The following is a 14,024-nucleotide window of genomic DNA, read 5'->3' as shown; positions in this document are numbered from 1 at the left end:
CTTCCACAAAGCTCGGCTGTCCCGTCCGCTTGACCGCCATCGCTACCCTCCAAGGCTTTGCCCTAGGGAATCACAATTGACGAATTACGCAACAGGCCCACAAGGGGAGAGGGCGCAGTCATGCGCATCGTGCTCTGGTCCAGGCGACAACGGAAAAGGCAGCTATACAATCCTTCAATACCTGATCGTGCCAGACGGTCAGAGCCGTCGCGCGGAATAATCGCTAGGGTCCGCTCGAATTTCACGGAGACCTCGCGGTGCACAGCCCTCAACCGAATCCTGAAACGCGCAGCAGCGACGACTGGCCGTCCGAGCTCTATCGTATCCTCAAAGCCGCCGACGTCAGGCAGATGTCCTACGTGCCGGATGCCGGCCACAGCCAGCTCATCCGCATGTTCTCGGCCGACCGCGACGTCACCACCAACGTGCTGACGACCGAGGAGGAGGGCATCGCCATCGCCGCCGGCGCCTGGCTCGGCGGTCAGCGCAGCGTGCTGCTGATGCAGTCGAGCGGCGTCGGCAATTGCATCAACATGCTGTCGCTGTCGGCGATCGGGCGCTTTCCGCTGCTGATGCTGGTGACCATGCGCGGCGAATGGGCCGAATTCAATCCGTGGCAGGTGCCGATGAGCCGGGCGACGCAGCCGTCGCTGGAAGCGATCGGCCTGAAAGTGATGCGCGCGGAGACGGCGGAGGATCTGGTCGAGACCGTCGAATCGGCGGCATCGCTCGCCTACGAGTCCGATCAGCAGATTGCGGTCCTGATCGGGCAGCGCCTGATCGGCAAGAAGAAGTGGTGATGCCGATGCAAGCTCAACTCGATCGTCGCGCCGCTGTCGCCGCGCTCCTGAAGGACCGCAAGGACACGCTGGTCGTCTCCGGTCTCGGCTCGCCCACCTACGACCTGCATTCCGTGGGGGATCACGACGGCAATTTTTATCTCTGGGGCGCAATGGGTGGTGCCGCGTTGATCGCGCTTGGGCTCGCGCAGGCGCAGCCGGGCAAGCGCGTCCTTGCGTTGACGGGCGATGGCGAGCAGTTGATGGGTCTCGGCGGCATCGCCACCATCGGCGTCGCGCGTCCGCGCAATCTCGACATCGTCGTGATCGACAATCAGCATTTTGGCGAGACCGGCATGCAGGCGAGCCACACCGGCCGCGGCGTCGATCTCACGGCAATTGCCGCCGCCTGCGGCTTCGCCGCGACCGGGACCGTGCGGACGCTCGAGGAGGTGCAGCGCCTCGCCGCGCAGATCGCCGGACCGGCCGACGGCCCGCGGCTTTTTGTCATCAAGGTTCTGGCGGAAAATCCGCCGCGCTCGCTGCCCTCGCGCGATGCCGTCTTTATCAAGAACCGGTTCCGTGCTCATCTCGGCTTCGCGGCGGCTTGAACCGGGGTCCTCTCCGGGATAGCTCGCTGCCCAAGCAGCTATCCTGGAGTGAGACCCATGAAACTATCCGGCAAGGTCGCCGTCATCACCGGCGCAGCGCGCGGCATCGGCAAGGCGTGCGCAAAGCGGTTCCTCGACGACGGCGTCAAGGTCGTCATCTCGGACGTCGATACGGATGAGCTCGAGAAGACGGTCAACGAGCTGGGCAAGCCCAAGGAATTGTATGCCGTGCCATGTCACGTCGCGCGGCGTGCGGACGTCGATCGCGCGGTGGCGACCGCGGTCAGGGAATTCGGCCGGCTCGACATCATGGTCAACAATGCCGGCGTCGCCCGCAACCGCGACATCCTGGAGATTTCGGAAGAGGAATTCGACGAAATCATCGGCATCAATCTGAAGGGCGCGTTCTTCGGCGTCCAGGCGGCGGCCAAGCAGATGATCGCGCAGGGCGGCGGCGGGGTCATCATCAACATGTCCTCGGTGAACGCGCTGCTGGCGATCCCGACGCTTGCGACCTACGCCATCTCCAAGGGCGGCATGAAGCAGCTGACCTCGGTCGCCGCCGTCGCGCTCGCTCCGCACAACATCCGCGTCGTGGCGGTCGGGCCGGGCACGATTTTGACCGACATGGTGGCGTCGTCCATCTACACCTCGGAGGATGCCCGCAAGACGGTGATGTCACGCACGCCGGCGGGTCGCGGCGGTGAGCCGAGCGAGGTGGCCTCCGTCGTGGCGTTCCTGGCGAGTGATGATGCGTCTTACATCACCGGGCAGACGATCTATCCGGATGGCGGGCGGTTGATCCTGAACTACACGGTGCCGGTGAAGGAGAAGTAGGGCTTCAAGACTTCACCGCGCCCGACGTCATGCCGTCGATGAACTGACGCTGCAGCAGCACGAAGATCGCAACGATCGGCAGCACGATGGTGACGGCTGCGGCCAGCATCTCGCCCCAGTCGGTCGAATACTGGCCGGTCAGATTGTAGAAGCGCACGATCGCGGTGACGTTGCTGTCGTTCTGCAGGAACGTCACGGCGATGACGAACTCGTTCCAGGCGTTCAGCCCGACGATGATGGCGACCGTGAGCAGCCCGGGCCGCATCATCGGCAGGATCACGTACCAGAAGGTCTGCCACGGCTTTGCGCCGTCAACTTGGGCTGCTTCCTCGAGCGCGACGGGAATCGCGAGCGCGTAGGTGCGCAAGAGGAAAATCGCAAACGGCGAGAACATCGCCGTGTAGATCAGCGCCACCGCGGGGATCGAATTGACCAGCCCGAGCTTCGCGAAGATGAAGTAGAGCGGGTAGAGATAGAGCTGCACGGGCACGGTGATCGTGGCCATGAAGTAGAAGGTGATGAAGCGCCAGAATTTTCCCTTCTGCCGCGCAAGCACATAGGCGCAGGGCGTCGCGGTGACGCACACCATCAGAATGGTCAGGATCGCGACTTCGGCACTGTGCAGCAGGCTCGGGCCGAGTTGGGCGTTGCGCCAGGCGGAGGAAAAATTCTCCCAGTGCAACTGGGTCGGCAGCGCGAGCGGATTGCTGCCGATCTCGACCGTCGTCTTCAGTGCGTTCATCACGGCGAGCACGATCGGCAGCAGCGAGCTGAACGATGCGATGCCGATCAGCCCGAGGCTGAATGTCCTGCTCCAGCGATCCCCGATCATGTCGATTGCGCGTCGTCGGTGATCTGGAGCCAGAGATAGACGGCGGTGGCACACAGGCCGAACAGGCTCATGACGCAGGCGGCGGCTGCAGCCTGGCCGACGTCGCCTTCGAAGAAGGCGTGGCGGTAGGCAAACGTCGCCAGCACCTCGCTGCCATAGGCGGGGCCGCCGCGGGTGACGATGAAGATGAATTCGAAGACCTGGAACGACCAGATCACGGTCAGGATCAGCATCAAGGTCAGGGTCGGGCGGATGCCCGGGATCAGAACGTAGCGGAACAAAGCAAAGAAGCCGGCTCCGTCGAGCCGCGCGGCTTCGATCTGGTCGATGCTGATCTGCCGCATCGCCGACAGGAACACGACCGCGAGAAATCCCCACCAGTGCCAGATGTCGACCGCGGCCACAGCATAGAGCGAGCGGTCGGGATCGGCGAGGGGATCGGAGATCGAAAAGCCGTGCTCGTTCAACCAGGCGACGACGCCGGTCGCGGGGCTGAAGATCGTGCCCTGAAAGATGCGGCCCGTGACTGCGACAGCGATGATGCGCGGCAGGAAGATGATGGACTGGACCACGATGCGCGCCTTCGGCGCCATCAGCAGCGCGGCTGCCATCACGAGCGCGAGGCAGACCGGCACGGTGAGGAAGATCGCCGTCCAGATGAAGTTATTTGTCAGCGCCGACCAGAACACGGGATCGGCGAACATGTTCTGGAAGTTGGCCAGTCCCGCCCACGCCGGCTTTCCGACACCGTCCCACATGAAGAACGCCGCCGTGAATGTCAGCACGGCGGGAACCAGGATGATGCAGACGTTAATCAGGAGCGCTGGAAGCGCGAAGAGCCACATCGTGCGTCAGGCCGTCCGCGGCGGCAGCGGCGGCACCTTGCCTTCCTTTGCTTCCTGGCTGAAGAGCGTCTGCATCCGCGTGAGGTAAGCGTCCGGCGTAATCTTGTTGAGCCAGACCTGCTCGATGCCTTCGATCAGATAGGAGTTGGTGGCGCCGGGCCAGAACGTCCAGGTGGTGAAGCCGTACTGCCCCTTGCTGAACGCTTCGTGCAGATTCGCGATCGTCTTCTCGAATAGGGGATAGCCGATGCCCTGGAGCATGTCCGGCGGCAGGTCCTTCACCGGGAGTGCCCATTTGCCGGGCCAGTCGCGGTTCATGGTCTCGTAGAACTTGCGCGTCAGCATGAACTCGAACACTGCGGCTGCGCCTTCCGCATTCTGCGAGTTCTTGGCGATCGACAGCGTCGCGCCGCAGGCGAGATGTACCAGTGATCCCGTGAAGGCCGAGCCGAGGGTCGGCGTCGGCATGACGTCCATCACGGTATCGGGCTTCGACATGCCGTAGGATTTGGTGCCGAACGACCAGGTGCCGCTGAACGCCATCGCCGCCTTGGCGTTGACGACCTGGAGGAAGCTCTGCTCGATGGTCAGCGAGAAATAGTTCTTGCCGAAATAGCCCTTGTTGTACCACGCCTTTGACAGTTCGACCGCCTCGACGAACGGCGGCGCGGTCCAGGGCAGTTCGCCGGCAAGTGCCTTGCGCACGTTGTCGGGGCCAGCGACGTTGTTGAAGAACACCGTCATCAGCCACTCGTTCACGCCCTTCCAGTCGGCATTGCCGGCGCCGAAGGGGATGATGCCTTTGGCGAGCGCTGCGTCTGCGATCGCCTCCATCTCCTGCCGGTTGGTCGGCTGCTTCCAGCCGTTCTGCTTGAACAGCTCCTTGTTATAGAACAGGTGCATCGACTCGTAGTCGCGCGGCAGCGCGTAGAGCTTGCCGCCGTAGACGCTGGTGTTGAGCAGCGGTGCCAGGAAGCGATCCTTCCACTTGTACTTCTCGGCGAAATCGTCGAGCGGCAGCACCTGGCCGGCATTCGCGATCGCGGTGAGATAGGCGGGACCCGCTGTCTGCACGATGTCCGGGCCGTTACCGGCGACGAGTGCGACCTTCAGGAGGTTGTTGACGGCGGCGCCCTTCACCTCGAGCTGGAGCAGATATTTGTCCTGCGAGGCGTTGAACGCCTCGACCAAATCGTTGCGCAGCGCGGCCTGGCCGTCCGAATTCGCCTGGCCGAACCAGAAAGTCACGACCTTGCGCCCGTCCTCGGCGCGAACGTCGCGCGGCAAGCTAACGGCAAGCGCGGCAGCGGGGATGGCGGCAACAAGCTGGCGTCGGGTCATGGTCATGGCGATGAACCTCGGTTTCCTCAGGTCATTGGCGGTGATTGTTGATTTTCCTTTAGTAATACGTATAACTAAGCCAAATGGCGACGTCAACAACGAGGACGAAGCGGGGGAAGGGGCGCGACAAACAGGCGCCAGCCCGCCCCACGCAGAAGGATATCGCGCTCGCGGCCGGTGTTTCGCAGGCCGCGGTGTCGCTTGTCCTGAACAAGACGGAGACGCCGTCCGTTCCGCCTGCGACGCGCACGCGCATTCTTCAGGTCGCACAGGAGCTGGGTTATCAGCCGAACCATCCGGCGCGGATGCTGCGCAGCGCGCGGACCATGACGTTTGCCTGTGTCATTCCAGATATCACCAATCCGTTCTATCCAGGCCTCGTCCGGGGATTGCAGACGGTCGCGGCGCCGGCTGGCTATGACGTCCTGATCTTCGACACCGACGGGCGGCCGGAAGGCGAGGCCCGCGCCATCGACTGGCTGCTCCAGGGACGGGCCGACGGCGTCGTCGCAACGTTCTTTCATCTGCGGGCGCCCCAGCTCGCCGTGCTCGCGCGTAAGGGCATCCCGCTGGTGCGGCTGGAGAGCCAGCACAAGCCGGACGGACCGCTCGCGATCGACAGCGTCTATATCGACAATGCCGAAGCGGCCGCGGAAATGACGCGACTTCTGATTGCGCGCGGGCATCGGCGCATTGCCATGATCCAGGCCGAGTTCGGCCCGAGTCAGCGGCGCGCGCAGGGTTACGGCGCGGTGATGCGGGAAGCAGGACTTGCGCCAGATTTCATTACCGATAGCGCCTATTCCGAGGAATCCGGCGCGCGTGCGATGAAGCGGCTGCTCGAAAGAAAGGGCGATCGCCCGACCGCCGTGTTCGGCGCGAGCGACGTGCTGGCGCTCGGTGCGATGGAGGCGGCGCGTGCAGCCGGGCTCTCGATCCCCAGCGACATTGCAATCGCCGGCTTCGACGATATCCCGGTCGCAAAGCTGCTCGGGCTCACCACGGTGCGGCAACCGGAGTTCGATCTCGGCGCGCTTGCGGCGGAGACGCTGGTCAAGCGGTTGCAACCGGGCGGGCTCGCGGCGCCGGGCCAGAGCCATGAATTGAAATTCGAGATCATGAAGCGCTCGTCGGTCTGACCCGCGGGCCAAGCAATTGGATATGGGAGTGAACTCGTGACAGCTATTCCTCATGACTACGCGGAGCGGGTCTATGCCGGCGTGCTTGGCAAGCTCATCGGTGTCTACCTCGGCCGGCCCTTCGAGGGCTGGACCTATGAGCGTATCATGAAGGAGCTCGGGCCGATCAACTACTATGTCAACGAGCGTCGTGACGTCGCGTTGCGATCCCATCATCTCGTCGTCACCGACGACGACGTCTCCGGCACGTTTGCGTTTCCCCGCGCGCTTGCCGACAATGGCTATCCGAAGCGTCTCACCTCGAGGCAGATCGGGCAAGCCTGGCTGAACTACATCGTCGAGGAGCGCGCCATCCTGTGGTGGGGTGGCATCGGCAATTCCACCGAGCACACCGCCTATCTGCGGCTGAAGTCCGGTATCCCGGCGCCGCAGAGCGGCTCGATTGCGCTGAACGGCACGACCGTAGCCGAGCAGATCGGTGCGCAAATCTTCATCGACGGCTGGGCGATGGTGAGCCCGGGTAATCCGGAGCAGGCCGCTTATCTGGCCGAGCAGGCCGGGCGCGTGAGCCATGATGGTGAATCCGTGCATGCCGCAAAACTGCTCGCGGCGATGGAGGCGCTGGCCTTCGTCGAGCACGACGTGCAGAAGCTGATCGATGTCGGGCTCGGCTTCGTGCCGAAGGACGCGCTGATCCGGCGCGTCGTCAACGACGTCCGGGAATGGCACGCCGGCGACAACGGCAACGACTGGGAACGGACCCGTGCGCTGATCGCCGAACGTTACGGCTACGACAAATTCCTCGGCAATTGCCATGTCGTGCCCAACCACGCGCTGATCATTCTGGCGACGCTCTACGGCGGGAACAGCTTTCAGGAGGCGATGCGCATCGCCAACACGGCCGGCTGGGATACCGACTGCAATGCCGGCAATGTCGGCTGCCTGTTCGGCATCCGCACCGGACTTGCCGGCCTCGACGCCGGGCCGGACTTCCGCACCCCCATCGCCGACCGCATGTACATCTCGACGGCCGATGGTGGCGCTGCGATCTCCGACGCCGTGATCGAGACGCAGTCGCTGGTCGCGGCCGGGCTTGCGCTCGCCGGTGCGCCGGCGCTGGCGGTCGCCAAGGACGGCGCGCGCTTCAACTTCAACTTTCCGGGCAGCCTGCAGGGCTTCCACGTGAAGGGCGGCTCGCCCGCACGGCTCCACGAGGTCGAGCTCAGCAATGTCGCCGGCCACAGCCGCACTGGGGAGCGGAGTCTGGCGATCGACTTCCGCCGTCTGGCGCCCGGACGCGTGGCACGCGTTGCGAGCCCCACCTTCTTCGACAAGGAGGTGTTTACGATGCCGACCTACCAGCTTGTGGCCTGTCCGACGCTGTATTCGGGGCAACGGGTGGAGTGCCGGATTGAATCGGAAGCGGATAGCGGCACCGTGGCGGTGCGACTGTTTTCCAGCGTCTATGACGAGCACGACGAGCTGATCCAGATCTACGGCGATGCGCAGGAACTGACCGGCGGCTGTCACGCCGTGCTGAGCTGGGAGGTGCCGGAGACCCATGCCTATCCGATCTTCGAGATCGGGGTGGAGATCGAAACGCGCGATCCGCTCGGCGTCGATGGCACGCTCTATCTCGACTATCTGACCTGGGGTGGCGCGCCTGACACCGTGCTGAAACGGCCGGACAACAATCTGAGCACGATGTGGAAGCACGCCTGGGTCAACAATGTCAGCCAGTTCCAGACCCGCTGGGAGGGCCTGCGCGTTACCAATGGCGACGGGCTTGGCTTCATCGCGCAAGGTACGCGCGACTGGAAGGATTATCGCGTAACGTCCGAGATCATGCCGCTGCTGGCGAACGCCTGGGGCCTCGCGGCGCGGGTGCAGGGACGCGAGCGCTATTACGCGCTGATGTTCGACCGTGCCGAGGGCGGCCGCGTCCGTTTGGTCAAGCGCGTGCATGACGAACTCGTGCTCGCCAGCGAACGCTTCGACTGGCAGCTCGACCGGAGATATCGGATTGAGCTGCGCGTGGCCGGAACCGACATCGAAGCCCATGTCGATGGTAAAAAACTCTTCAGCGTTCAGGACACGGGCGATCTCCCATTGACCAGCGGCGCCGTCGCGCTCGTCGTCGACAGCGGATCGATCTCCGCGGAGGAGGTGCGCGTGTCGCCGGCCTAACAGGCCTCACTCCGCCGCGATCGTCATCCCGTAGCCCAGCCGCTTCGAGATCCCACCGGCGCAGTCGCGCAGGGCATGGGCAATGGGGCTGTCCCAGCGCGCATCAAAAGTGCCTTCCGGCCCCATCGCGGTGATCACCAGCGCGACATGGCCGGAATGGTCGAATACCGGTGCCGAGAATGCATTGACGCCGGGCAGGGGATCGCCGAGCGCGCGGGCGAGGCCGTGCTTGCGGACCTCCGTGAGCATCTCGGCGACCTTCGCGCCCTTCACCGCCCGCTTCGGATTGTAGCCGACGCCATGACGGTCGAGGCCGCTCTCGAGCGCGGCGTTGATCGTCTTCTCCGGTAGGAAGGCAGCAAACGCCCGGCCTGTAGCCGTCTCCAGCAGCGCCATGACCGAACCAGCGCGCATCACGATGTGCACGGGCTGGCCGGGCTCCTCCAGTTGCACCACGGTCGGGCCGTGGGTGCCCCAGACCGCGAGCGAGACGGCATGGCCGATCTGGCTCGCGAGGCCTGCGATCTTCGGACGCGCGATCCGCACGCCGGAGAGGCGGCGCAGGCTGATCAGGCCGAGCTCCAGCGCCAGCGCGCCGATCTCGTAGCGGCCGGTGGTCTCGTCCTGCTCGATCAGCCCGATGCGGGAGAAGCTGGCGAGATAGGGATGCGCCTTGGCCGGCGTCATGCCGGCCTCGCGCGCGAGATCGCGCAGCATCATCGGCTCGCCGCATCTCGCGAGCGCGCGAAGCAATTCTCCGCCGACCTCGATCGACTGGATGCCGCGGCTTTCTCTCTTCATGCGTCTCCTGGCGCGTGGCTTACGCCGCGTTGCGCTTGGCGGCGCTGTCGGCGAGATGACGGCCGGCAATGTAGCCGAAGGTCAGCGCCGGCCCAAGCGTGATGCCGGCACCGGGATAATTGCCGCCCATGATGCTCGCCATGTCGTTGCCCGCGGCATAGAGCCCGGGAATCACCCGGCCTTCGGCGTCCAGCGCCCGCGCGTTCTCGTCGGTGACGATGCCGGCATAGGTGCCGAGATCGCCGATCACCATCTTGATGGCGTAGAACGGGCCGTTCTTGATCGGTGCGATGCAGGGATTCGGGCCGTGCATGGCGTCGCCCTGGTAGCGGTTATAGGCTTTTGAACCTTTGCCGAAGGCGGCGTCGTGCCCTTGCGGCGCAGTCGCATTGAACTGCCTGACCGTCTCGGTGAACGCCGTCGCATCGATGCCGGCCTTTGCCGCGAGCGCCTCCAGCGTGTCGCCACGCATGAGATAGCCGGTATCGAGGTGATGACCGAGCGGCATCGGGAACGGCGGCACGCAGCCGAGGCCGTATTTGCGCAGCGTCGGGTGATCGCAGACGAGATACGCCGCAATCTCCTCGCCGGGCTTCGCGGCCTTGATCATGGCCTGGACGAAGTCGTGATAGGAATTGCCCTCATTGGCAAAGCGCTTGCCGTCCCGCATCACCGCGATCACGCCAGGTTTGGCGCGGTCGATGAAATGCGGCATCACGCCGCTCGAACCATCCTTGCGTTTGGTCACCGACACCGGCACCCAGGCCGCCGCGTTCGGCAGGCGATCCTCGACGTGCCCGCCAGCGCTCTCTGCAAGGCGCAGGCCGTCGCCGGTGTTGCCGGTCGGTCCCGGCGAATAGTGCTCATGGCCGGTCGGTGCGTGTGGAAACATCTTCTTGCGGCGTTCGACGTCATGCGGGAAGCCGCCGCAAGCGAGAACGACGCCTTGGCGCGCGCGAATGCGGATCTCGCGTCCTTCGCGAGTCACAATGGCGCCAGTGACCGCGCCGTTCTCGACTATGAGCTCGCGCACCGGCGAGGACAGCCACATCGGAATCTTCAGATCCTGCGCGGATTTTGCGAGGCGCCCGGCGAGCGCGTTGCCGTTGGTCAAGGTCATGCCGCGGCCATACCGCAGCACGTCTATCAGGTGCCGTGACAGGCGCTTGGCGACGTATACCGCCGAGGTCAGCGACTTCGTCACGCGCATGAAATGGATGATCTCCTTGCCGGAGCCGAGCATCATGCCGAACACGGTCAGCTCGGGCAGCGGCATACCCAGCGTCTTGATCTGGTCACCGAGCTCGCGGCCGTCGAACGGGCGCGTCACCATGGAGCGGCCGCCCTGCGCGCCGCCCGGCGCTTCCGCGTGATAGTCGGGAAACACCAGCGGCATGTCGAAGCGCAGCGCGGTCCTGGTGGTGAAGAAATCGACCGCTTCCGGACCCGCACTCAGGAATGCATCGACCCGCGCGGCATCGAAGTTGTTGCCGGCTTCGTGCCGCAAGTAGGTGCGGGCCTGCTCCGGCGTCTCCTCGATGCCGTAGGCCTTCGCCAGCGAGGTGCCGGGGATCCAGAGCCAGCCGCCGGAGCGGGCGGTGGTGCCGCCGAAGCGCGGCTCCTTCTCGACGATCAGCACGTCGAGGCCGCGATAACCCGCGGTGATCGCGGCCGACATGCCGGAGGCACCCGATCCGGCCACGAGCACATCGCACTCGTAAGTCTCAATTGCGTTGCGCTCGTTGCCGGTCATGCGGGCCTCATTTCTTCAGCAGCGGACATTTGGATTCGGAGACCGGGCGGAAGGCGTCCTCACCCTTCACGGTCTTGACGATCTCCAGATAGTCCCACGGCTCCTTGGACTGCTCGGGCGATTTCACCTTGGCGAGATACATGTCGCGGATGACGCGGCCGTCCTCGCGCAATTTTCCGCCATGGACGAAGGTATCCTCGATCGGCAGCTCGCGCATCTTTGCCATCACCTTGGCGGGGTCGTCGGTGCCGGCGGCCTTGATGCCCTTCAGATAATGCAGCACCGAACCGTAGACGCCGGTCTGGATCATGGTCGGCATCACCTTGGTGCGCTCGTAGAATTTCTTCGACCAGGCGCGCGTCGCCTCGTCCATGTTCCAGTAGGACGCCGTTGTCATGTAGGTGCCCTGCGCGGCCTTCAGGCCGACCGCATGCACGTCGGTGTCGAACATCAGGAGACCGACCAGCTTCTGGCCGCCCTGTACCAGGCCGAACTCGCCGGACTGCTTGATGGCGTTGTCGGTGTCCTGGCCGGCATTGGCGAACGCCACCACGTCGGCCTTCGAACTCTGCGCCTGGAGCGCAAAGGAGGAGAAGTCGGCTGTGTTGGTCGGATGCTTCACGCCGCCCAGCACCTTGCCGCCCATCTCGTTGATGAACCGCGTGGCGTCCTTTTCGAGCTGCTGGCCGAAAGCGTAGTCCGCGGTGATGAAGTACCAGGACTTGCCGCCTTCCTTGATCACGGCGGAGGCCGTCACCTTGGACAGCGCGTAGGTATCGTAGGTGAAGTGCACGGTGTTCGGGCTGCACAGCTCGTCGGTGAGCGAGCTCGCGCCGGGGCCGGAGAGCAGCGCGATCTTGTTGCGCTCGCGCACCATGTTGTGCACGGCGATCGCGATGCCGGAGTTGGGGATGTCGACGACGGCGTCGACCTTGCCGTTGTCGAACCAGCCGCGCACGATCTGTACGCCGACGTCGGTTTTCATCTGGTGGTCGGCGCTGATGATCTCGATCGGTTTGCCGAGTACGGTCGGCCCGAATTCCTCGACCGCCATCTTGGCGGCTTCGACCGACCCCGGCCCGCTGTTGTCACGGCCCCAGCTCGACAGATCCGTCAGCACGCCGATCCGCACCGCGTCGTCGGAGACTTGCGCGCGCGCCGCCGTGGTCATGGCAGCCGAAGTCATGGCCGCGAGCAAGGTGCAGGCCAAAAGCCCTCTCATCGTCGATCCCTCTCTTTTATGAGCCGCTTGGCGCGGCCGGTTATCAGTTGGCGGTTAGTTAGATATTAACGAATGAGTTTGTCAATGGCGAATAAGGGGGGTCGATGAGTTCCATGGTCGCCCGGGAGACATTGCCGGAGGCGTGCGCGCAACTGCCGCCACACCCGTCATTGCGAGCGCAGCGAAGCAATCCAGACTTTCTCCGCGGAGGCAGCCTGGATTGCTTCGTCGCAAGAGCTCCTCGCAATGACGGAGTGCGGGAGCAGCGACGCGCAAAATCTCGCATCGTAGTCTCGCACAGAGATCACACCTCCGCAGGTTGCAACCGCCATCGCGATTAGCCATGATGCCGCCAGGAATCTTTTGGGGCAGGGCATGACGGCAGCAACGGGGGTCTCCGCGGCGACGGAGAGATCGACGACGGCGCATGTGGTGTGGGCGAGCGCACTCGGCACCGCGATCGAGTGGTACGATTTCCTGATCTACGGCACGGCAGCTGCACTTGTCTTCAACAAGCTGTTCTTTCCGAGCTTCGATCCCTTCGTCGGAACGCTGGTGGCGTTCTCGACCTATGCGGTTGGCTTCGTGGCGCGTCCGATCGGCGGCGCGATCATCGGGCATTACGGCGACCGGCTCGGCCGCAAGACCATGCTGGTCGCGACCATGATCGCGATGGGGCTCGGCACCTTCCTGATCGGCTGCCTGCCGACTTACAGCCAGATCGGCGTCTGGGCGCCGATCCTGCTCATCATCCTGCGCTTCGTCCAGGGCATCGGGCTCGGGGGCGAATGGAGCGGCGCGGTCGTGATGGTGATCGAGCACGCCGGTGATCGCCGCGGCTTCTACGGCAGCCTAGTTCAGATCGGCTTTCCGGTCGGCGTCGCCGCCTCAACCGGTATCTTCGGCCTGATGACGCAACTGCCCGAGGCGGACTTTTTGAGCTGGGGCTGGCGCGTGCCGTTCCTGATCAGCATCCTGCTCGTCGGCGTCGGCTTCATCGTGCGGCTCAAGCTCGCGGAAACGCCGCATTTCAAGGAAGTCGTCGAGCGCAAGGAAGTGCTGGCGCAGCCGGTGCTGGAGGTGCTGCGCCGCGACTGGCGCAGTTTTCTGCTCGCGATCGGCATCACGGTGTCGGAGGTCGGGCTCGCCTATCTCCTCACCGTCTTCACCGTGGTCTATGCGACGACGAAACTCGGCCTGCCTCGCCAGGTGATCCTGAACGCGGTGGTCTATGCCGCGCTCGTCGAGTTCGCGACGCTGCCGCTCGCCGGCTGGCTCTCCGATATCTTCGGCCGCAGGGCGCTGTATCTCGCCGGCGGGGTGTTCTCGGTGGCGCTGGCGTTTCCGCTGTTCTGGTTCCTCGACACCAGGGAGCCGGCGCTGATCACGTTCGCGCTCGTCGTCACGATGACGCTGACGCACGCCCTGCTGTTCGGGCCGAAGGCGGCGTTCATGCCGGAACTGTTCCGCACCCAGGTGCGCTACAGCGGCGCCTCGCTGGGCGCCAATGTCGCGGCGGCGCTGAGCGGCGGCTTCTCGCCGCTGATCGCAACGGCGCTGCTCGCATGGGCCGGCGCCTACTGGCCGGTGTCGGTCTACATCATCGCGCTGTCGGTCATCACGATCATCGCGACGCTGATGGCGCCGGAGACGGCGCGCGACGCGCTGAAGTCGTAA

At 64.6% G+C, this 14,024-nt stretch carries 12 protein-coding genes; 6 read left to right on the top strand and 6 right to left on the bottom strand.

Annotated elements, in window-relative coordinates; all coding sequences use genetic code 11:
* Positions 1 to 257 precede the first annotated feature (257 nt).
* From CT676_RS14915 to CT676_RS14905, 3 genes are read left to right on the top strand one after another with little or no spacing between them, the layout of a single operon-like run.
* Positions 258 to 800 carry a thiamine pyrophosphate-binding protein gene (locus tag CT676_RS14915; RefSeq protein ID WP_063981353.1) on the top strand — a complete coding sequence of 181 codons (543 nt, stop codon included), beginning with the start codon at positions 258 to 260 and terminating at the stop codon, positions 798 to 800.
* Positions 800 to 1,390: a thiamine pyrophosphate-dependent enzyme gene (locus tag CT676_RS14910; protein WP_071910051.1), complete on the top strand. Its 591-nt coding sequence runs from the start codon at positions 800 to 802 to the stop codon at positions 1,388 to 1,390. Before CT676_RS14915 ends, CT676_RS14910 begins: the two co-directional genes overlap by 1 nt.
* A 57-nt stretch (positions 1,391 to 1,447) precedes the next feature.
* The gene (locus CT676_RS14905) at positions 1,448 to 2,227 is read left to right on the top strand and encodes an SDR family oxidoreductase (RefSeq protein WP_038934859.1); all 780 of its coding nucleotides are present in this window, start codon (positions 1,448 to 1,450) and stop codon (positions 2,225 to 2,227) included.
* Between the two features lie 4 nt (positions 2,228 to 2,231).
* On the opposite strand, the gene CT676_RS14900 is transcribed toward CT676_RS14905, so the two are convergent.
* The 3 genes from CT676_RS14900 to CT676_RS14890 are packed head-to-tail and all read right to left on the bottom strand — an operon-like array spanning position 2,232 to position 5,251.
* The gene (locus tag CT676_RS14900; RefSeq protein WP_081369148.1) at positions 2,232 to 3,059 is read right to left on the bottom strand and encodes a carbohydrate ABC transporter permease; all 828 of its coding nucleotides are present in this window, start codon (positions 3,057 to 3,059) and stop codon (positions 2,232 to 2,234) included.
* Positions 3,056 to 3,904, bottom strand: coding sequence for a sugar ABC transporter permease (locus tag CT676_RS14895; protein WP_135214842.1), 849 nt, complete (start codon positions 3,902 to 3,904; stop codon positions 3,056 to 3,058). Before CT676_RS14895 ends, CT676_RS14900 begins: the two co-directional genes overlap by 4 nt.
* 6 nt (positions 3,905 to 3,910) lie before the next feature.
* Positions 3,911 to 5,251, bottom strand: a complete 1,341-nt coding sequence (locus CT676_RS14890; RefSeq protein ID WP_063981357.1) for an extracellular solute-binding protein — start codon at positions 5,249 to 5,251, stop codon at positions 3,911 to 3,913.
* 77 nt (positions 5,252 to 5,328) lie between these two features.
* Between CT676_RS14890 and CT676_RS14885 the strand changes: the two genes are divergently transcribed.
* Positions 5,329 to 6,384, top strand: a complete 1,056-nt coding sequence (locus tag CT676_RS14885; RefSeq protein ID WP_085405269.1) for a LacI family DNA-binding transcriptional regulator — start codon at positions 5,329 to 5,331, stop codon at positions 6,382 to 6,384.
* A 36-nt stretch (positions 6,385 to 6,420) separates the two neighbouring features.
* On the top strand, positions 6,421 to 8,571 hold the full coding sequence (locus CT676_RS14880) for an ADP-ribosylglycohydrolase family protein (RefSeq protein WP_135214841.1): 2,151 nt from the start codon (positions 6,421 to 6,423) through the stop codon (positions 8,569 to 8,571).
* A 6-nt stretch (positions 8,572 to 8,577) separates the two neighbouring features.
* Here CT676_RS14880 and CT676_RS14875 read toward each other — a convergent pair whose 3' ends face one another.
* From CT676_RS14875 to CT676_RS14865, 3 genes are read right to left on the bottom strand one after another with little or no spacing between them, the layout of a single operon-like run.
* A complete protein-coding gene (locus tag CT676_RS14875) occupies positions 8,578 to 9,372 on the bottom strand; it encodes an IclR family transcriptional regulator (protein ID WP_085405267.1) in 795 nt (264 codons plus the stop codon).
* A gap of 19 nt (positions 9,373 to 9,391) precedes the next feature.
* Positions 9,392 to 11,125 carry an FAD-dependent oxidoreductase gene (locus CT676_RS14870; RefSeq protein ID WP_085405266.1) on the bottom strand — a complete coding sequence of 578 codons (1,734 nt, stop codon included), beginning with the start codon at positions 11,123 to 11,125 and terminating at the stop codon, positions 9,392 to 9,394.
* A gap of 7 nt (positions 11,126 to 11,132) precedes the next feature.
* Positions 11,133 to 12,347, bottom strand: a complete 1,215-nt coding sequence (locus CT676_RS14865; protein WP_135214840.1) for an ABC transporter substrate-binding protein — start codon at positions 12,345 to 12,347, stop codon at positions 11,133 to 11,135.
* Between the two features lie 375 nt (positions 12,348 to 12,722).
* On the opposite strand from CT676_RS14865, the gene CT676_RS14855 reads away from it, so the two are divergent.
* A complete protein-coding gene (locus CT676_RS14855) occupies positions 12,723 to 14,024 on the top strand; it encodes an MFS transporter (protein ID WP_085405264.1) in 1,302 nt (433 codons plus the stop codon).

The sequence above is a fragment of the Bradyrhizobium sp. MOS001 genome (assembly GCF_004634465.1).
Classification (GTDB): domain Bacteria; phylum Pseudomonadota; class Alphaproteobacteria; order Rhizobiales; family Xanthobacteraceae; genus Bradyrhizobium; species Bradyrhizobium barranii.
The sequence above is the reverse complement of the archived record's forward strand: the minus strand, read 5'-3'. Positions and strand labels throughout refer to the sequence as shown.

What these genes read in the sequence shown, in the direction of transcription:
- CT676_RS14870 (WP_085405266.1), bottom strand. Translation starts at nt 11,125, where the DNA reads ATGACCGGCAACGAGCGCAACGCAATTGAGACTTACGAGTGCGATGTG.
- CT676_RS14865 (WP_135214840.1), bottom strand. Translation starts at nt 12,347, where the DNA reads ATGAGAGGGCTTTTGGCCTGCACCTTGCTCGCGGCCATGACTTCGGCT.
- CT676_RS14895 (WP_135214842.1), bottom strand. Translation starts at nt 3,904, where the DNA reads ATGTGGCTCTTCGCGCTTCCAGCGCTCCTGATTAACGTCTGCATCATC.
- CT676_RS14910 (WP_071910051.1), top strand. Translation starts at nt 800, where the DNA reads ATGCCGATGCAAGCTCAACTCGATCGTCGCGCCGCTGTCGCCGCGCTC.
- CT676_RS14890 (WP_063981357.1), bottom strand. Translation starts at nt 5,251, where the DNA reads ATGACCATGACCCGACGCCAGCTTGTTGCCGCCATCCCCGCTGCCGCG.
- CT676_RS14905 (WP_038934859.1), top strand. Translation starts at nt 1,448, where the DNA reads ATGAAACTATCCGGCAAGGTCGCCGTCATCACCGGCGCAGCGCGCGGC.
- CT676_RS14900 (WP_081369148.1), bottom strand. Translation starts at nt 3,059, where the DNA reads ATGATCGGGGATCGCTGGAGCAGGACATTCAGCCTCGGGCTGATCGGC.
- CT676_RS14875 (WP_085405267.1), bottom strand. Translation starts at nt 9,372, where the DNA reads ATGAAGAGAGAAAGCCGCGGCATCCAGTCGATCGAGGTCGGCGGAGAA.
- CT676_RS14885 (WP_085405269.1), top strand. Translation starts at nt 5,329, where the DNA reads ATGGCGACGTCAACAACGAGGACGAAGCGGGGGAAGGGGCGCGACAAA.
- CT676_RS14855 (WP_085405264.1), top strand. Translation starts at nt 12,723, where the DNA reads ATGACGGCAGCAACGGGGGTCTCCGCGGCGACGGAGAGATCGACGACG.